The sequence below is a fragment of the Clostridium sp. SHJSY1 genome (assembly GCF_031626875.1).
In the GTDB taxonomy this organism is placed as follows: domain Bacteria; phylum Bacillota; class Clostridia; order Clostridiales; family Clostridiaceae; genus Clostridium.
Genome location: NZ_JANDMF010000008.1, coordinates 1 through 20,543 on the forward strand (window position 1 = coordinate 1; position 20,543 = coordinate 20,543).

At 29.3% G+C, this 20,543-nt stretch carries 13 protein-coding genes and 3 tRNA genes; 1 reads left to right on the forward strand and 15 read right to left on the reverse strand.

Annotation, left to right across the window (positions count from 1 at the left end; translation table 11 throughout):
• The first annotated feature begins 470 nt into the window (after positions 1 to 470).
• Positions 471 to 1,484, forward strand: a complete 1,014-nt coding sequence (locus NNC19_RS06315) for a DUF5050 domain-containing protein (protein ID WP_310937781.1) — start codon at positions 471 to 473, stop codon at positions 1,482 to 1,484.
• Between the two features lie 54 nt (positions 1,485 to 1,538).
• Here the strand turns inward: NNC19_RS06315 and murD are convergent, their stop codons facing one another.
• The 15 genes from murD to NNC19_RS06390 form a co-directional block, all read right to left on the reverse strand.
• Positions 1,539 to 2,912: a UDP-N-acetylmuramoyl-L-alanine--D-glutamate ligase gene (gene murD, locus NNC19_RS06320; protein ID WP_310937782.1), complete on the reverse strand. Its 1,374-nt coding sequence runs from the start codon at positions 2,910 to 2,912 to the stop codon at positions 1,539 to 1,541.
• Between the two features lie 188 nt (positions 2,913 to 3,100).
• Positions 3,101 to 4,501: a glycine--tRNA ligase gene (locus tag NNC19_RS06325; RefSeq protein ID WP_310937783.1), complete on the reverse strand. Its 1,401-nt coding sequence runs from the start codon at positions 4,499 to 4,501 to the stop codon at positions 3,101 to 3,103.
• A gap of 399 nt (positions 4,502 to 4,900) precedes the next feature.
• Positions 4,901 to 4,975: transfer RNA gene (locus NNC19_RS06330), tRNA-Asn, on the reverse strand.
• A gap of 32 nt (positions 4,976 to 5,007) precedes the next feature.
• A tRNA-Asn gene (locus NNC19_RS06335) sits at positions 5,008 to 5,082 on the reverse strand.
• Between the two features lie 156 nt (positions 5,083 to 5,238).
• Complete coding sequence (locus NNC19_RS06340) at positions 5,239 to 7,398, reverse strand: GGDEF domain-containing protein (RefSeq protein WP_310937784.1); 2,160 nt, start codon at positions 7,396 to 7,398, stop codon at positions 5,239 to 5,241.
• A gap of 308 nt (positions 7,399 to 7,706) precedes the next feature.
• Positions 7,707 to 9,218, reverse strand: a complete 1,512-nt coding sequence (gene lysS, locus NNC19_RS06345; protein WP_310937785.1) for a lysine--tRNA ligase — start codon at positions 9,216 to 9,218, stop codon at positions 7,707 to 7,709.
• A 16-nt stretch (positions 9,219 to 9,234) separates the two neighbouring features.
• Positions 9,235 to 9,714, reverse strand: coding sequence for a transcription elongation factor GreA (gene greA, locus NNC19_RS06350; RefSeq protein WP_310937786.1), 480 nt, complete (start codon positions 9,712 to 9,714; stop codon positions 9,235 to 9,237).
• Positions 9,715 to 9,934: 220 nt separating this feature from the next.
• A complete protein-coding gene (gene dusB, locus NNC19_RS06355) occupies positions 9,935 to 10,909 on the reverse strand; it encodes a tRNA dihydrouridine synthase DusB (protein WP_310937787.1) in 975 nt (324 codons plus the stop codon).
• A gap of 7 nt (positions 10,910 to 10,916) precedes the next feature.
• On the reverse strand, positions 10,917 to 11,696 hold the full coding sequence (locus NNC19_RS06360) for a type III pantothenate kinase (RefSeq protein ID WP_310937788.1): 780 nt from the start codon (positions 11,694 to 11,696) through the stop codon (positions 10,917 to 10,919).
• 135 nt (positions 11,697 to 11,831) lie between these two features.
• Positions 11,832 to 13,502 (reverse strand): formate--tetrahydrofolate ligase, encoded by a 1,671-nt coding sequence (locus NNC19_RS06365; RefSeq protein ID WP_310937789.1) that lies wholly within the window; start codon positions 13,500 to 13,502, stop codon positions 11,832 to 11,834.
• Between the two features lie 187 nt (positions 13,503 to 13,689).
• Entirely contained in the window at positions 13,690 to 15,492 is a 1,803-nt protein-coding gene (gene ftsH, locus NNC19_RS06370) for an ATP-dependent zinc metalloprotease FtsH (RefSeq protein ID WP_310937790.1), read from the reverse strand.
• Positions 15,493 to 15,569: 77 nt separating this feature from the next.
• Entirely contained in the window at positions 15,570 to 16,109 is a 540-nt protein-coding gene (hpt, locus tag NNC19_RS06375) for a hypoxanthine phosphoribosyltransferase (protein WP_310937791.1), read from the reverse strand.
• A 2-nt stretch (positions 16,110 to 16,111) separates the two neighbouring features.
• On the reverse strand, positions 16,112 to 17,506 hold the full coding sequence (gene tilS / locus NNC19_RS06380; RefSeq protein ID WP_310937793.1) for a tRNA lysidine(34) synthetase TilS: 1,395 nt from the start codon (positions 17,504 to 17,506) through the stop codon (positions 16,112 to 16,114).
• Positions 17,507 to 17,618: 112 nt separating this feature from the next.
• Positions 17,619 to 20,006 carry a stage II sporulation protein E gene (spoIIE, locus tag NNC19_RS06385; protein WP_310937792.1) on the reverse strand — a complete coding sequence of 796 codons (2,388 nt, stop codon included), beginning with the start codon at positions 20,004 to 20,006 and terminating at the stop codon, positions 17,619 to 17,621.
• A 447-nt stretch (positions 20,007 to 20,453) separates the two neighbouring features.
• A tRNA-Leu gene (locus tag NNC19_RS06390) sits at positions 20,454 to 20,542 on the reverse strand.
• Position 20,543: the final 1 nt, after the last annotated feature.

Consider the following 20,543-nt stretch of genomic DNA (forward strand, 5'->3'; position numbering starts at 1 on the left):
GCCAGGATCAAACTCTCAATAAAAAGTTTAATCTACTCAAAAAACTTACTCTAAAAGAATTGCTGGTTTTTAACTTATATAATCTGTTCAATTTTCAAAGATCAAACACAGTCCTCTTGACTGCCATATTATAATAACATCATTCAAAATTCTTGTCAACAAGTTTTTTTAACTTATTTCTTGTTTTTTTCTCATGTTATTTCCTTGTCTGACGACGTTTATTATAGTATCATCTTTTTAATATTCACTACATCTATTTTAGACTCATTTATCAAATTTATCTTAACAATACCTAATAATTCTCTATTTTACTCAACTTATCAAATATAGACACACCTGGGTAAGTTAACCTTATTGAAACATTTTTCATAGTATACTATTATATTCTCCTTATTCCCCTTTACTGTATCAAACTTTTAAACTAATATTATATTATATTAACTATTTTATTGAAGGGAGTTTATACATAAATGAAAAAATATATACTGCTATCTCTAGTATTTGCTGCAACAATATCTACTATAAGTTGCACAAATACAACTAAAGATTCTAATTCAAATTCACAATCACAAATATCAATACCAAATAATTCAGGTGCTAATTCAAATGATTCTATAGAATCTTTAGTATTAAACGATAAAACTGCATCCCCTTCCTCCTTTTTAGTAAATGGTACATCAATAGTCTTTCCTAATTGGGATGAAAACAATAAATTATCTATTGTTAATGATCCTTTGCCAAAAGATGTACTTTTGTCAAAAAGCGTTTCTAACTTTTTTAATTATCCAGCAGAAACATTTGCTATTGTTAATGACACAATTTACTTTGGTGATGGAAGTAATAATAACAATCTTGCTTCCATTAAAATAACTGATAAAAGTTATACAAAACTAAATAATAGCAATGCTCATAAGATAACTTCATATAACACAAAAGTTTTTTATATTGATATACCAGATAACTATACTAATAAAGGACGATTATATTCCTATGACACTCAAAGCAAAGAAACAAAGGTTATTTCTCCTGATACCGTTGGGAAATATATTATAAATAATAATTTTATTATTTATCAGAATATTAGTGATAATTCTAAATTGTATAAAATAAAAGATGATGGTACTTCTAAAGAAAAACTTACTGATTTTTCAGTTGAAAGTTTTGCTACATATTCATCTCAATTATTGATGTCTAATTCAGATGACAATAACAATCTATACACAATCAATTCATCAACTAAAGAATCAAAAAAAATAGCTACCATGAAAGTAACTGATTTAAAATCATTTAATCAGGATTTATATTTCATAAGTGGTGATGATGCTAAATGCCTATATAAACTTAAGGTTGATTTAACAAAACCAGAAGCTACTTCTACCAAATTATTATCCGATACTATAAATGAATTCTATCCAACCGAGAAAGGTATATTTGTTCAAAAAGGCATTAACGTGAATAACCCTTATATTGTTTCTGGACAATAAAAAAAGTGCTTGAATTAGTTTTTTACTTTTTCAAGCACTTTTCCTTATATATAATTATAAATCATTTACTATCCTTTTAAATTCATTTCCTCTAACAGCAAAGTTAGGATACATATCAAAAGATGCACACGCAGGTGATAAAGTTACTATATCTCCTTTACTTGCTAATTCCTTAGCTTTAATTGTAGCCTCTTTAAGAGAATCTACAAAATGCATATTAACCCTAATACCTCTCTCTTCCAATTTATCAAACGCATCCTTTATCTTATCTTTTGTATCTCCAAGTAATATTAATTCTTTTATGTAAGGGTATCCTTCATCTGCTAGAGGTTCAAATGGTATATGTTTATCATATCCACCAGCTATAATTATAACTTTTCTTTCAAAGGCTTTAAGCCCAGCAAGAGTTCTAGTTGGACTAGAAGCAATAGAATCATTATAGTATTTAACTCCATCTATTTCTCTAACCAATTCACATCTATGCTCTACCCCAGCAAAAGTTTCAGCCACCCTTTTCATTGTTTCAACTGATACATCATCTTTAGTTGCTATAAAAGCTGCTAAATAATTTTCTACATTATGCATTCCTTTAATCACTATATCATCTTTCTTACAAACTTCTTTTCCATCAAGATATAATTTGCCATTATCGAAGTATGCACCTTTTTCTAAAGTTCTCTTAGACGTAAACTCTCTAACTTCTCCTTTAGCTTCATTCTCAAATCCATATGTTATTTCATTTTCTCTATTAACAACTAAAACATCATTCTTGCTTTGATATAAAAATATATTTTTCTTCGAGTCTATATATTCTTGCATATCTTTATGCATATCTAAATGATTAGGTGCTAAATTTGTACATATAGCTACCTCAACAGCAGAATTCATAGTCATTAATTGAAAACTTGAAAGTTCTAATACAACCATATCCTTTTCTTTAATTTCTTCAATTTGAGAAAATAATGGTGTTCCTATATTTCCACCAACCCAAGTTTTATATCCTTCTTCAATAAGAAGTTTAGATATAATCGTTGTAGTTGTTGTTTTTCCATCACTACCTGTAACTCCATACACTTTCCCTTTGCAATATCTAACAAACTCTTCCATTTCAGATGTTATGTATGCACCTTCATTCTTTGCCCTTACTAATGCTTCACTATCTATTCTCATTGAAGGTGTTTTGAACACAACATCAAATCCACTTAATTTATCTAAATATCCTTCTCCTAGTTCAGATTTTACACCAATTGATTTAAATTCTTCTATTATATTTCCTAATTCTAGTTCCTTCTTAGCATCAAATGCAGTAACATTCGCTCCAAGCTTAACTAAAAATTTTATTAAAGGAATATTTGACACACCTATTCCTACTACTCCAACTTTTTTTCTTTTGATAAAACTTTTAAATTCATTAAAATTCTTTTTCATTAATTACGCCTCCACTTTACACTGATAATCCTCTACTAATTAATTTCATTTCCCACCTTACTTAGTTTATCCTCTTATTGCTAATTATATCATTTTAGATAGTTAAAAACAAAGCGAAGCTATTGATATGAATTCAATAAACTTCGCTTTAATACCTTTTCCATATTTTACTTTAATTCCAAAGATTATTAGAATTCCATACTCTTAGAAATATATGCTTCTAATTCATTAATCTTTACTCTTTCTTGTTCCATAGTATCTCTATTTCTTATTGTTACTGATCCATCTGTTTCAGTATTAAAATCTATTGTTATACAGAATGGTGTACCTATTTCATCTTGTCTTCTGTATCTCTTACCTATACTTCCTGCCTCATCATATTCTATATTGAACTTTTTGCTTAATTCAGCATATACATCTAATGCTTTTTCTGAAAGTTTTTTTGATAATGGCAATACAGCTGCCTTATATGGCGCCAATGCAGGATGTAAATGCATAACAACTCTAGAATCCACCTTGCCATCAACTGTTAAATCTTCTTCATCATATGCATCTACCAAAAATGCTAAAGCGACTCTATCTGCACCTAATGATGGTTCTATACAGTATGGTACATACTTCTTATTAGTTGTAGGATCTAAATAGCTCATATCTTGGCCTGAATGTTCCTGATGTTTCATAAGGTCATAGTCTGTTCTATCAGCTACTCCCCATAGTTCACCCCAGCCAAATGGAAATAAATATTCTATATCAGATGTTGCTTTTGAATAGAAGGAAAGTTCTTCTGCTGAATGATCTCTCATTCTTAGATTATTTTCTCCAACACCCAAGTTTAATAAGAACTTCCAACAATAATCTCTCCAATACTTAAACCAGTCTAAATCAGTTCCTGGTTCACAGAAAAATTCTAATTCCATTTGTTCAAATTCTCTTGTCCTAAATGTAAAGTTTCCTGGAGTAATTTCATTTCTAAATGATTTTCCGATTTGAGCTATCCCAAAAGGAACTTTCTTTCTTGAGGATCTTTGAACTGATTTAAAGTTTACAAATATACCTTGTGCAGTTTCTGGTCTTAGATATATTTCATTCTTAGCATCCTCTGTAACTCCAGCATAAGTTTTAAACATTAAGTTGAATTTTCTTATATCTGTATAGTTCATCTTTCCGCACTTAGGACAAACTATATTATTATTCTCTATATAGTCTTTCAATTGTTCATTTGACCACCCATCAGCAGAAGCAACTTCTACTCCGCTTTCTGTCATATGATCTTCAACTAGTTTATCTGCTCTAAATCTTGATTTACATTCCTTACAATCCATAAGAGGGTCTGAAAAACCTCCAACGTGTCCAGATGCAACCCAAACTTCCCTGTTCATCAATATAGCACAATCTACCCCTACATTATATGGGCTTTCTTGTACAAACTTCTTCCACCAAGCCTTTTTGACATTATTTTTGAACTCTACACCTAAAGGACCATAATCCCAAGAGTTTGCTAATCCTCCATAAATATCTGAGCCTGGGAATATGAATCCTCTATTTTTACATAGTGCCACGATTTTATCCATTGTCTTTTCAACTGCCATAATACTATACCTCCTTAAAATTATTGTAAATAAAAAAAAGCCCTAACCTCAAAGGGACGAAAAATACTTCCGCGGTTCCACCCTTCTTGGCATAAGCCCAACTTTCTCAATTAGCACTCAAAAGCTCCCTTCATCTTATCTCTTTATAATGACTCTCACCAAACTATCATCTCTCTTTAATAAATCAAAGACTACTCTTCTTTTTCCTTGTGCCTATGTAATTATATTTTATATTTTATCAAAACAGTAATATATGTCAAGAGATACTTCGTCAATTCATAATTTTCGTATACTCACATCTTAGTTTTCTAATACATTTTAAGAATAATCAATAACAATGTAAATCCTTTAATTAAATCCAACAAAAAAAGCGATGATAATCATCGCTTAATAATCAAATGGCTCCGCGAAGAGGGCTCGAACCTCCAACCTATCGGTTAACAGCCGAGTGCTCCACCATTGAGCTATCGCGGAATATTATTGTAATGACATTATAAAAATTAAACTGGCTCCGCGAAGAGGGCTCGAACCTCCAACCTATCGGTTAACAGCCGAGTGCTCCACCATTGAGCTATCGCGGAACGTCATTACATTGATTATTATATCAGCTTTGAACTAAATTGCAACACTTTTTTATAAACTTTTTTATATTTTTTATCCAAAATCTCTAGGACTCCCATTTTATCAGGTTTTATTCCAAAAGATTCTATAAAATATAATTTAATGAATTTTTCAAACTAAAATTCACAAGCAGATACATTATTTCTTCCTCTTTTTTTAGTTATATATAACGCATCATCTGCTTTTCTTATAACTTCATTTATTGCTATATTCTTATTTGGAATAATTGATGTGACTCCTATAGATAATGTAACTCTATCTGAAATTTTTGAAAATTCATGTATAATATTACGTTCTGATATTTTATTTTTAATATTCTCTCCAAATTTGATAGCTTCTTCAATTGTACAATTTCTTAATATAATTACAAATTCATCGCCACCATATCTAGCAACAAAATATTCTCTATTATTTAAGTTTGCCAGTGTATTAGCAACAGCTGCAATACATTTATCTCCTTCTAAATGGCCATAATTATCATTATATTCTTTAAAGTAATCTATATCTATAAGAATCAAAGCTATGCTCTCCTGCTTTTTAATACTTATATCCCAAATATTATTCATATAGTCATCAAACTTTCGTCTATTTGCAATATCTGTTAACTTATCTTTTTCAGATAGAGATAATAATACTTGATTTAAATTTTCTAACTCTGCTGATTTTATAGCGTTATTAATTGCTATAGCTGCATAAGAAGATAGAGATTTAATCATTTCAACACGATATGGAGTAAAAGCATTTTTTTCCTTACTTTGAATTGTAATTACACCTATAACTTTAGTACTAACTATAAGAGGACAGAATATAAAAGAATTTAATTTATTATTATCTAATTTTAATTGATTATCTTGAACTTCTTCCATATAATTCGTAACCTCTTTGTTAGAATTATTAATTATAAGTATTTCTCTATTTCTAATACACTTTCCAGCATAACTTGATTCATCTTTAATTTGCAAACTTTCTTTTTTCTTCTTTTTGCCATTATCTATAACACCCAAATAATTCAACATAGAATTCTCTTCATCATAAAGCCCTATAGCAAAGTATGATAAATCCATAAAATTTCTAATACTTAAATAAAGTATATACATTATAGAATCCTTATTTAAAGTTGAAGTTATCTTTTGTCCTAACTCACTAATTATTGATATTTTTTCAACTAAAGTTTTTAAATCTTTATTTTTTTCTGCAATCTTATCATTTTCTTTTTCAATGTCTTGCATTTTCTTTTTTATATTCAAGCTATTTATTATATTTTTATAATAAGATTTATTATGATTTTTTTCATACTCACAATGTAATTTAGTATATTTATATGATTGTTTATAATCACCTAAATCTCCATAAAAAATCGCCAACAGAATAGATATTTCAGTTACCTTTTCTGGTATCTTGTGCCTTATTGATAAGTCACATGCATTTTTTAATACTTTTAATGCTTCAACGGATTTCTCTCTATCTTTTAAATATTCATAAAAACTAATTAATGCATCAATTTTATAGGCTGGCACTGATTCCTTTTCGTTTAAATCCATTGCAATAAGAAAATATTCATCCGCCTTCTTATAATCCCCTTTTTTCCAGGAGGTCAAAGCCATTAATTTATAAGTATCAGCTTTTCCAATAAAACAATGATACTTTTCTAAACACTCCAATGCTTTATGAGAAAATTTATTTGCCTTATCATATTCTCCCAACACATAATATATCTCACCTAGACTTAGAATAGCCATTCCTTTAGTTAAACTATACTCAAATTGTTTATCAATATTATAAGCCTCTTTACAATAACTTAATGCTTTTCTATATTCTTTAAGAGCTTTATAATTTTCTGCTATATTATTTAAAGACATTACTATAGCTGTTTTACTAGTAAAATCCTTATGATATTTTTTCTTCATATCAATTTCCACTGAAACTGTTCTAGCTTTTTGATAAAAATCCATACTTCTTTCAATATCACTTAAATTAAAAAATATAATTCCTAATATATTATATGACATCCATTCAAGATCATAAAATCCTTCTTCAATAAAATAATTAAGAGAATTGAATATTAGATTTAAGGACTTTTCATTATCACCCATTTGATTATAAGCATATGACATATATAAATTTGCTACTTTTTCACCTAGTATGTAACCTATTCTTTTACATAAATTAACTGCATTTTTTGATACTTCTATTGTTTTCCTAGAATCAGCATATCTAAGTTCATTAGCTTTTTCAAGAAGTGCATCAATTTCTTTCCTTACATCCTTTGTATCCATAAAATTACTCCTATCGACATATAGTATAAAATTATACTTTTTCTTTATAGTATATTATATTTTCTCATTGTAAAAAAGCTTTCATACTATACTCTTTCATCAAAACAGTTGATTTAATTAAAATATATATCATTACTCCTTATGATTCAATTGTCGTATTCTAGATATTTTTCTTAATATATAATATATATTTTAGCAATTTTAATTTATCCTATAAAAAATTATAAATAATCTATCTTAATTCTAAAATCTTCAAATATGATATACATAAAAAAGTGTTAACACTTTTGCTAACACTTTTTTTATAATTAATTATTTGTTTGAGGTTTCATTGTTGGAAATAATATAACATCTCTAATAGAAGCTGAATCAGTTAAGAACATTATCAATCTATCTATTCCTATCCCAAGTCCCCCTGTTGGAGGCATTCCTGTTTCTAGTGCGCTCATGAATTCTTCATCTATCATATAAGCCTCATCATCACCAAGTTCTCTTGATTTAGCTTGTTGTTCAAATCTTTCTCTTTGAACTATAGGATCATTTAATTCTGAATAAGCATTACATACTTCTCTACCAAATACAAACCCTTCAAATCTTTCAGTGAAAGCTTCATTTCCTCTCTTCTTCTTAGTTAAAGGAGATATTTCCACTGGATAATCTGTTACGAATGTTGGTTGAATCATATTTTGTTCCCCAAATTCTTCATATAAAACATTCAGAACTTCACCTTTTGTGACAGTATTAAGTGGTTTAGGGAATTCTAAGTTCTTTTCTTTTGCTATTGCTTGAGCTTCTTCATCTGTCTTTATATTGTTGAAATCAATTCCTGCATACTCTTTAACAGCATCTACCATAGTTATTCTTCTCCATGGTGGTTTAAAATCAATTTCTGTCCCTTGATATGTTACCTTAGTTGTTCCATTTACTCTTTCACATACTGAAGCAACTAAATTTTCACATATTTCCATCATATCATTATAATCAGAATATGCTTCATATAGTTCAATACATGTAAACTCTGGATTATGTCTTACTGACATACCTTCATTTCTAAAGTTTTTACCCATATCATATACTTTTTCAAATCCAGCAACTATAAGTCTCTTTAAGTATAACTCTGTTGCTATTCTTAAATACATGTCAATATCCAAAGTGTTGTGATGTGTCACAAAAGGTCTAGCTGCAGCGCCTCCTGCAATAGCTCCTAATATAGGAGTTTCAACCTCTAGGAATCCTCTATTATCTAAGAATTCTCTTATTCCTTTAATAATTTGACTTCTCTTTATAAAAGTATCTTTTACTTCAGGATTAGTTATTATATCAACTTCTCTTTGTCTATATCTTAAGTCAGGATCCTTTAAACCATGCCACTTTTCTGGTAGTGGTTTTAATGATTTACAAACTAATTCAAAACTTTTAACCTTTACAGATATTTCTTCTGTTTTAGTTTTAAATACTTCTCCTGTAGCTGCAACAATATCTCCAAGATCATAAGTTTTATATGATTTTAAATTTTCTTCTCCAACTTCATCAATCTTTATAAATAATTGCATCTTTCCATCTTTATCATGAATATCTGAGAATACAACTTTTCCTTGTCCTCTCTTAGACATTATTCTTCCTGCAACAGTTACAGTTTTTCCTTCTAGTTCATCATAGTTATCTTTAACTTGTTTTGATGTATGAGTTCTTTCTACCTTATATACATCGAATGGATCCTTACCTTGATTTTGTAATTCTACTAGCTTCTCTCTTCTTAATGTTTCTTGTTCATTATACTGAGATTCTAGTTCTTGTAAATTCATTTCCTCAGTTGACATTAATATCCCTCCGTTACTATCTTCTTATATCTAGTACCTCAAACTTGTTAATTCCATCTGGTACAGTTACTTCAACTATATCTCCAACCTGCTTACCTATTAAAGCACTACCTACTGGAGATTCATTTGAAATTTTAAAATTCATAGGATCTGCTTCTGCTGAACCTACTATTGTATATTCCACCTCTTCATCAAATTCAAAATCCTTTACTTTAACTATTGCACCAACTGCAACAGTTCCTACTGGAATTTCTGATTCATCTACTACTGAAGCGTTTTTTAACATATTTTCTAATTGAAGAATTCTTCCTTCTGTAAATGCCTGTTCATTTTTTGCTTCATCATATTCAGAGTTTTCGCTTAAATCTCCATACCCTAAAGCAACTTTAATTTTTTCTGTTATTTCTTTTCTTTTAACAGTTTTTAAAAATTCTAATTCTTCCTCTAATTTTTTTACACCTTCATATGTCATGATGTATTTTTTTGCTTCGCTCATATTATACTCCCCTTTAATACATAATTTAGTTTACTATTTACTTGGTTTCTAAAATCATTTAACCTATTATAAAACAGCCTACATTATATGTCAATCAATGATAATTAAGGGCAATCATATGAAAAAATATGGCTAGTTATTCCATTAACTATTATATACCTTATATCTCTTTCTTCATACCCTAAATTTCATATACTTAAAATTAATTCACTAATACTAATTAATATACTATTAATTCATCTTTATATTCTTTTAAAATACTCAAAACTGATTCACTATTATCAATAGTATTTATATTATTCCTTACTTCTGCACTTCTTGGAAGTCCTTTTAAATACCAAGAAGCATGCTTTCTCATCTCTCTAATAGCCTTATATTCTCCATCATACTTAATAGCTAATTCATAGTGCCTAATACACATATCTATCTTTTCTTCTGGTTTTATAACTAAAGAACTTTCACCCTTTAATTTTCTTTCTATTTGCTTAAATATCCACGGGTTTCCCATACTTCCTCTAGCTACCATTATACCATCACAATTTGATAAGTTTTTAAGTTCTAGTGCATCTTCAGCTGTGAACACATCTCCATTACCTATAACTGGTATACTTACTGATTCTTTTACTTGTCTTATTATATCCCAATCTGCTTTACCTTCATACATTTGCTTTGTTGTTCTACCATGTATTGTTATTGCATCTGCACCTGCATCCTCAAGGAGCTTTGCAAACTCAACAGCATTTATATTATCATCATTAAATCCTTTTCTAAATTTAACGGTTACTGGCTTACTTGAAACTTTTTTTATCTCTCTTACAATTTCTGCTGCTAATTTAGGTTCTTTAAGTAATGCAGATCCTTCTCCATTTTTTATTATTTTAGTTGCAGGGCATCCCATATTTATATCTATAATACAAATATCTTCCCTGTCATTAAAATATTTTTCACAAACCTCAGCCATTATCTTAGGTTCTCTTCCAAATATTTGTGTTGCTACAGGTTTTTCTTCATCTGCTATTCTTAAAAGTGTTTGCGTGTTTTCACTTCCATAGTATAAGGCTTTTGCGCTTACCATCTCAGTATAAACTAACCCACACCCCATTTCTTTGCATAGGCCTCTAAAAGATATATCAGTAACTCCGGCCATTGGTGCTAAAAATATATTGTTTTCTAGGACCAGATTACCTATTTTCATATTATATCTACTCCTTATTTTTATGATAAAGTATTTTAAGCCCCTGAAGTGTTAAATCAGCGTTTACTTCATCTATTACATCGGTATGTTTACTTATTAGATTTGCTAATCCACCAGTTGCAACTACAAATGGTTCTTCATCATCTTTTCTTTTCATTTCACTTTTTATTTTATTTACTATATATTCTACTTGCCCTATATATCCATATAATATTCCAGCTTGCATGCTTGAAATTGTATTTTTACAAATTATATTTCTTGGTAATTCTAATTCTACTCTTGGAAGCTTTGCAGCTCTATCAAACAAGGCATCAGAAGATATTTTTATTCCTGGTACTATGCATCCTCCTAAGTAATCTCCAAACTTTGTAACTGAACAAAATGTAGTAGCTGTCCCAAAATCAATTATTATCATAGATCTTTTATAAAGCTCATATGCTGCAACAGCATTTACAATCCTATCAGCTCCAACCTCTTTAGGATTATCATATTTAATGTTTATTTTTGTTTTTATTCCTGGCCCAACTATTATAGGTTCAATACTGAAACATTTTCTAATCATATTCTCTAATGAATGCATTGTATTAGGTACTACTGATGAAATAATAATTCCTTCTACAGCTTTTGGATCTAAATCATTTTGATTAAACAATTGCATAACTTGAATTCCATATTCATCTGATGTTTTCTTTGCATCAGTAGAAATACGCCAACTTGCTATAAAATCATCATCTTTTTGTACTCCTAAAACAATATTAGTATTTCCAACATCCACGAGTAAAATCATAAAAGCACCACCTTAATATAATTAAAAGCAGCCATAATAGCTGCCTTTATTACAATAAATAACTTAATTTTAACAATATAATTTTAGCAATTCAGCGTAATTTGTCAAGTATAATATATTTATATAATATTAAGTTTAAAATAATCCTACTATTTCCCCATCCTCTAATATATTCATTCTATTGGCTGCTGGTACTTTTGGTAGTCCTGGCATAGTCATTACATTTCCAGTTAATACAACTATAAATCCAGCTCCATTTGACACTCTTACCTCTTTTACTGTTATATCAAAACCTTCTGGTCTACCTAATAATGCTGGATTATCAGATAAAGAATATTGTGTTTTTGCCATACATATTGGTAATTTATCTAATGCAAACTTTTCAATTTCTTGAATTTGCTTCTTTGCAGCAGGTGAATAATTAACTTTATCTGCTCCATAAATTTCCTTTGCTATCTTATATATCTTATCTTCAATCTTTTCTTCTGAGCTATATATAGGTTTAAATTTTGATTCTTCATTATCTAATACATCTTGAACTATATTTGCAAGTTCAATTCCACCTTCTCCACCTTTTGCCCATACATCCGAAAGCGCAACTTTCACTCCAATATTTTCACAAAAATCTTTTATAAATTGAACTTCTTCTTCACTATCTGTTAAAAATTTATTTATAGCAACTACTACAGGTACATTATATTTCTTTATGTTTTCAATTTGCTTTTCTAAATTTACAATACCCTTAGAAAGAGCTTCAACATTTGGTATATTCAATTCCTCTTTACTTACACCACCGTGATGTTTTAACGCTCTTATAGTGGCTACTATTACTACACAATTTGGATTTAATCCACCATATCTACACTTTATGTCTAAGAATTTTTCTGCTCCAAGATCTGCTCCAAAACCTGCTTCTGTGACAGTTATATCTGAGAGTTTTAAAGCCATTTTTGTAGCCAATATAGAATTGCATCCATGTGCAATGTTTGCAAAAGGCCCTCCATGAATTATAGCAGGAGTATTTTCTAATGTTTGAACTAAATTTGGCTTAACTGCATCTTTCATTAATAATGCCATTGCACCTTGAACTTCAAGTTGTTTTGCATATACTGGATTACCATCCAAATCATAAGCAACTAATATATTTCCCATTCTCTCTTTAAGATCATTAAGATCATTAGATAGACATAATATAGCCATTATTTCAGAAGCAACTGTTATCATAAATCCATCTTCTCTTAAAAAACCATTGGTTTTTCCACCCATTCCAACGACAATACTTCTTAAAGCTCTATCGTTCATATCCATAACTCTTTTAAATATTATTCTCCTAGAATCTATATTCAAAACATTTCCTTGATGGATGTGATTATCTATTGCTGCACATAATAAGTTATTAGCTGATGTAATAGCATGCATATCACCAGTAAAATGTAAATTTATATCTTCCATAGGAACAACTTGTGCATATCCACCACCAGCTGCTCCCCCTTTAATCCCAAATACAGGCCCTAATGATGGTTCTCTAAGAGCTATAACAGCATTTTTACCTTGCTTGCAAAATGCTTGCCCAAGGCCTACTGTAACTGTCGATTTACCTTCTCCTGCTGGAGTAGGATTAATAGCAGTAACTAAAACTAACTTCCCATCTTTTTTATCTTTATTTCTATGTAAAACCTCTAATGAAATCTTACATTTATGCTTACCATATAATTCAATATCATCCTCTGATAAATTAATCTTTTTAGCTATTTTTGAAATAGGTTCCATAATAGCTTCTTGTGCTATTTGTATATCACTCTTCATTTTTATCACTCCTCATTTTAGACTAATTTCTTCCTACATAAAAAAAATTATACCATTTAGAAATTATTTTTTAAAGAAAAATCGAACGTTTTTTACTTTTTAACTGGTATAGTTCGTAAATTTCTATATGTTCTTCCTATTATTATATACATAAAAAGAAGACTTTATAAAAAAGTCTTCTTTAAAATTAAGCATTTTCGAATATTTCAACAAATTCTTTTCCTTCAAGCTTTTCTTTTTCAAGTAAAGCTTCTGATACAGCATGAAGCTTATTAATATTTTTCTTCAATAACTCTTCAGCACTCTTGTAAGCTTCATCTATAAATTTCTTTATTTCTGTATCTATTTCTGATCCAATTTTTTCGCTAAAGTTTCTACCTCTTCCTAAATCTCTTCCTAAGAAAACTTCATTTTGATCAGTACCATATGAAATTGCACCTATTTCGTTACTCATTCCATATTCCATAACCATACTTCTAGCAATAGAGCTCGCTCTATCAATATCATTCTTAGCTCCTGTACTAATGTCTCCAAGAACTAATTGCTCAGCAACTCTTCCACCTAATAATCCAATCATCTCATCCTTTAACTTAGACTTAGATGTATAAGCTCTATCTTCATTTGGTAAGTGCATAGTATATCCACCAGCTCTACCTCTTGGAATAATTGATATTTCATGAACTGGATCTGCATTAGGTAATAATTTCATTACTACAGCATGCCCAGCCTCATGATATGCTGTAAGTTTTCTATCATGTTCACTAATTACTCTGCTCTTTTTCTCTGGACCAGCTATTACTCTTGTTATTGCCTCTTCCATTTCTTGCATACTTATTTTTTTCTTGCCTCTTCTTACTGATAAAAGTGCTGCTTCATTTGCTAAGTTTTCTATATCAGCTCCACTAAAACCTGGTGTTCTTTTAGCTAAAATGCCCAAACTAACACTTTCATCTAAAGGTTTCTTTTTCGTATGGACTTTTAAAATGTCTTCTCTTCCCTTTACATCTGGCGCTCCAACAACAATTTGTCTATCAAATCTTCCTGGTCTCAATAAAGCCGGATCTAATATGTCTGGCCTATTTGTAGCTGCAATCATAATAATTCCTTCATTAACTCCAAATCCATCCATTTCAACTAACAATTGATTTAAAGTTTGTTCTCTTTCATCATGACCTCCGCCAAGTCCTGCACCTCTTTGTCTACCTACTGCATCTATTTCATCTATGAACACTATACATGGAGCATTTTTCTTAGCCTCTTGGAATAAATCTCTTACCCTTGAAGCTCCTACACCTACAAACATCTCAACGAAATCTGAACCTGAAATACTAAAGAATGGTACTCCAGCTTCCCCAGCAATAGCCTTAGCTAGTAAAGTTTTACCTGTTCCAGGAGGACCAACTAATAGAACCCCTTTTGGTATTCTAGCTCCCATTTCTATATATTTTGCAGGCAACTTTAAGAAATCTACTATTTCTTCAAGTTCTGCTTTTTCTTCATCAGCACCAGCTACATCATCAAATGTAACTTTTTTAGAATCAGGTGTTGCTATTTTTGCTCTACTTTTTCCAAAGTTCATAACACCTCTTCCTCCACCGCCACCTTGTGACTGTTGAGTAATTACAAATAAGAATACTAATACCATTACAACTAACACTATTATTGGGATAATACTTAACCATGCTCCACTATTAGATGGCGCATCAAATTCTACTCTCACATTATCTTTAGGGCTTTCTGTCATCAATGCTACTATCATTTCACTAGGTGCATATGTAATGAACATTGTATTATTACTTGTTTTACCTTGTATAAGCATTTTATCTTCTTTAACTGTAATACTTACTATTTCATCAGATTTCCACTTTTGTTGGAATGAACTGTACGGTATACTTTCAGGACCTCCCTTACTTTGCCATAGCGTAGCTGCGGCAAGCACTAGTACTACAAGCATTATAATCCACATAGCTGAGCTTGAATTTTTTTTCATTCAGCGCCCCCCTCTCTCTTCTTGTTATTTTTAAATTTTACCACAAGGTATTTCTTTATACAATAATATTAAATATGCTACTTTTCATAAACTTCTGGCTTCAAAGTTCCTATAAAAGGTAAATTTCTGTACTTTTCTGCATAGTCTATTCCATATCCAACTATGAATTCATCAGGTGCTTCAAATCCTATATATTTTACATCAATATCAACTTTTCTTCTTAGAGGCTTGTTTAATAGAGATGCTATTTCTATAGATTTAGCATTTCTCCCCTTAAGATACTTAAGTAAATAATCTAATGTTATTCCACTATCAACTATATCCTCAACTATCAAAACATCCTTTCCTTCTATACTATGGTCTAAATCCTTTAATATTCTAACTACTCCTGAACTTTCAGTAGAATATCCATAACTTGAAACTGCCATAAAGTCAATTTCACAATACATGTTAATATTTTTAATCAAATCTGCTGCAAATAATACTGACCCTTTTAAAATACCAATTATTATCAAATTTTTCCCTTCATAATCCTTAGTAATTTTTTTCCCCATTTCTTTTATTTTTTCATTTATGGTTTCTTCACTAAAAAGAACTTCTTTTATATCCTTTAGCATTATTACTTATCCTTTCTTTTAACACTTATTTTTAGTATTCTCTCTGTTTCTTCTGTAACCTTATATAATTCAGATATCTTAACAGAAAATATCCATGCAATATTTTCATCAAATTGTATTATAGGAATCAATTCTCTTTCTTCTTTTGGTATTTTCATATCTATAAATATATCTTTAAGTTTTTTGTTTCCTTTCATTCCAAAAGGAATCATTTTATCTCCGTTTTTTCTTTGCCTAATGATAATATTACCATTAATCTTATCATAATTGAAATACTTTATTTTATTATTTTTGCACAAATTAATATTTTTTTCATTATATATTAATTCAAAATTAAAAATATAATCTCCAAACACAATTTCTTTATTTTGTATTTCTTCTTTGCGAAAAACCAAATCTTCACAAGAAATATTTTCTACTATGTTTTTTATTCCTATATGGATATCTCCATATACATTTTCAACACATATATTATTAGGCAAATCGATTTTTTTCCCTGTTTCTAAATTACTAAGTTCTATCACTTCAATAATATGCTTCATCTCTAAATCATATTTATTTCCATTAACATCTTTAATTGCCTTTCTAATAATACGGTTAATAATAGAACTACTGTGATTAAAGGCATTTTTAGATATAATCACCTTACCATTTTTTTTAACACATATCTCATTATAATATTTATCAACTTCTCCTAAGATAAATTTACTATCTTCTTGTAATAATAATGACATTCTATATATTGTTTCAATAATATCTTCATTAAAATTATCTTTCATATAAGGAATTATATCTAACCTTACTTTATTTCTACTATAAAGTCTCTCCAAGTTACTAGCATCTATACGTGGCTTTAATCCTCTAATATCGCAATACTCTTCAACTTCCTCACGCTTCATAAATAATATAGGTCTAATATATTTATTTTCTCTCTTTACTGGTATTCCACCAAGCCCTTCCAACCCCGTCCCCCTCATTATTCTCATTAACACAGTTTCAACTTGATCGTTAGCATTATGTGCTGTTGCAATTTTAGAAAATCCTAATTTATTTTTTACTTCACTAAAAAAATTATATCTTACTTCTCTTCCAGCAGCTTCAGAAGATAAACCATTTTCCTTTCCATAACTTCCAACATCCATTCTTTTACAAAAGAATTCCACATTTAACTTCCTACAGAATTGTTGCGAAAATTGTTCATCTTTATCAGCTTCTATTCCTCTAAACATATGATTTACATGAGCTGCTGCAACACTAATCTTCATTTCTTCCCTAATACTACATAATAAATGTAATAAACATATAGAATCTGGACCTCCTGATAATCCTACAACCACACCTTCACCTTTTTTTATAAGATTATTATTTTTTATATAATCTAAAAATCTTTCTTTTATCTCTTTAGCCATACATTTTCCTCAATTCTTTTTTATCCTATATACATTTTACATTTTTATTATGAAAAGTAAAATAGCTGGCTAAAAACTCAACCAACTATTACTATGACAGCTAACATGCAGAATATACCTTAGATACTACTACAGTCATATCATCCTTGGCTATTCCTCCACTTAACTCTTTTGCCTTATCTAAAATATCTCCAGCCAGCTGTTTAGGATCTCTTGATGAATTCTCCAAATAATTAACTAACCAATTGTATTTTCCCAAGTTCTCTCTATCTATATCTAAAACTCCATCACTTATTGTTATAATTAAATCTCCACTTTTAACCTTATGTTTTACTTCTTCTAATTCTATTTTGTCCACTAATCCAAAAGGAGGCATATTAGATGTAATAGGTTTTATACTTTCTCCACTTTTTATAAAACTAGCTACAGCACCAACTTTAATAAAAGATACAACCCCTGAATATAAATCCACTAAATTCAAATCTAATGTAGAAAATTTTTCATCTTCTTCAAATTTCATTGCCATAATTGAATTAACCATATTTATAGCTGTATTTTTTTCAAAACCAGATTCTATAAAATTCTCAACTAATTCTACTGTAGCCTTACTTTCTTTTCCCGCTTCAGGTCCTGAACCCATTCCATCACTAATAAGAGTCATATATGTTCCCTCATTGGTTTTACAAAAACTAAAAGTATCCCCAGTATGCTCTTCCCCTTCTTTGCATGCTATAGCTCCAAAGGAAATCATATCGTATTTGGGACTTTCTTCAAAGATTACTATACACTCATTATTAATAGGGTTAATTTTACACCCTTCTCCTCCTATACACATCTGCTCACTTACTACATCATTTATTATAGGAAGTATTCTTTTACCACAAAAATTAGCCCCCCCACAATTTTTCATCCTTAATTTCATTTTCAGTCTTCCATTTACGTCTCTATAACAAAATAATTTAATATAATGTATTCCATTTTTATTTAATGCTCTTCTTGTTACTCTCTCTAATTCATTGCAAACAGATACATGTTCTTTAAAATCAGCTAACATATCCCCTATAGAAGAAGCTATGTTCTTCACCTGATTAGCAAGTAATTGCCTACTTTCTCCTAAATTGTCTTTTAAAATCTCCTTACTATTAAGATTGTCTACTATCCGTTGTGTACCTTTAATTAACTCAAATTTAAGCAAACATACTTTTTCAAGTTCACTAGGAAATGTTATTTTTTTATTTTCATAGCTTTTAATAAGTTTTTCAAAAGAATTGTATGTTATATTAAATTCTCTTTCCCAGCACTTATCACATCTACTACACTTCAAACAAACTCTATCTGCTAAACTTTCAATAAGCGCAGTACTTTTATTTTTATACATAAGCTTATCGTTTTCACCTATTCCATACAAAGTCCTAGATACTGTAACTAGTGAATTCTCTAAAAGTTTTATTTTACTTGTAAATTCCTCCTTTATTTCAGTTAACTCAACTTCATTAACCATTCCTCTCTTTTTATCTATATTAATCTCAAATCCCATTGCATCAATTACAAATTTAGGAATAACAAAAAATATTCCTCCAGCTATTAGCACTTCAACCAATGAATTCATTGCAAGATTATGACAATATAGTGATAATGCAAAATACATAATTAGATAAGATAAAAAAGTAAAAAACTTACCAATATCTTTAAATACACCTGATATAAGTCCTGCAACACTATAATATGTTATTGCGTTTACTATATCACCAGAACTAAGTCCAATTATCATTCCCATAGAAACTCCCATAGCTGTTCCATAGGTTGCTCCTCCAACATATGATATTAATAATACTGTTGCATATGCACATACATTTCGTATTGATATTCCTAATATAGATAATTGCCCAATTCCTGAAATAATTAAACATATTATTAACCCCATACTAATCATTTCTTCTACTGAAAAAAAATAATTTGTATTAAATTCCTCAATACAAGTAATACCATACTTTATTATATAGTACATAGGTAATATTACTAATGTATTAATCAATGATATTGTTATGTTAACCCCTAAATCATATCCGCTTATTACAAACCCATTTATAACATACCCCATAACTATTAAGCCATAAATATAATATTCTTTTATAGGCTTATCCATTAATTTTAATATAGCACTGTATAACACTAATAATATAATAACAATTAAATTTGCATATCTATCATTAACAGATGAAAATACACTTATATATCCAATAGCTGCTCCTATAGCTGCACTTAAAGTACTTTTTTCACTATTTTTAATTATTATTGCTAACAAATAAGCTATTCCAAATGGAGCTATCCCAGATATATTTTTAGCATCTAAATAGAATATGACTCTACTAACTAATATCCCTCCTAATAAAATATTTATATACCTTATAGGTTCTTCACCTAAATTCAGTACTTTTCTGTTGCTTTTCACTCTTTTATAAGTGTCAACATTAAGTCCATATTGCATACCCACCCCTCCAAATCGCTTAAAACGTAGTTAAAGTATATCATTACACTTTTCCATTTTATGTCATTTGTTGGTGTTTATTTTTTTTTTCGTTGGACATTAAATTGTATTATTCTAATTAATACTGATATTATCTTCTTTTTATTTAAGTATATTCTAAACTTAATTCTTAAAGCTTTTTCTTATGCATCCTTGATATATAGGCACTTTCATTTAAAATTGATCCATAATATTTTTTGTCATTACTAAATATACTTTATCTTTTTTTGTTGGAAATTTTTAATCATATTTTTATGCAAGCTTCATATATGTATTTTTGTATGAAAAAATGACATAAACCTATTTTGAATTAATAATAGAAATTTTCTTTAAACAAACAAAAAAAGCATAAACTTTAGTTTATACTTTTTATCACATAATACATGTAAAATTTTCAATTTAAAAACTTGGTGCCGAAGACCGGAATCGAACCGGTACGGTGTTTAACCACCGCAGGATTTTAAGTCCTGTGCGTCTGCCAGTTCCGCCACTTCGGCA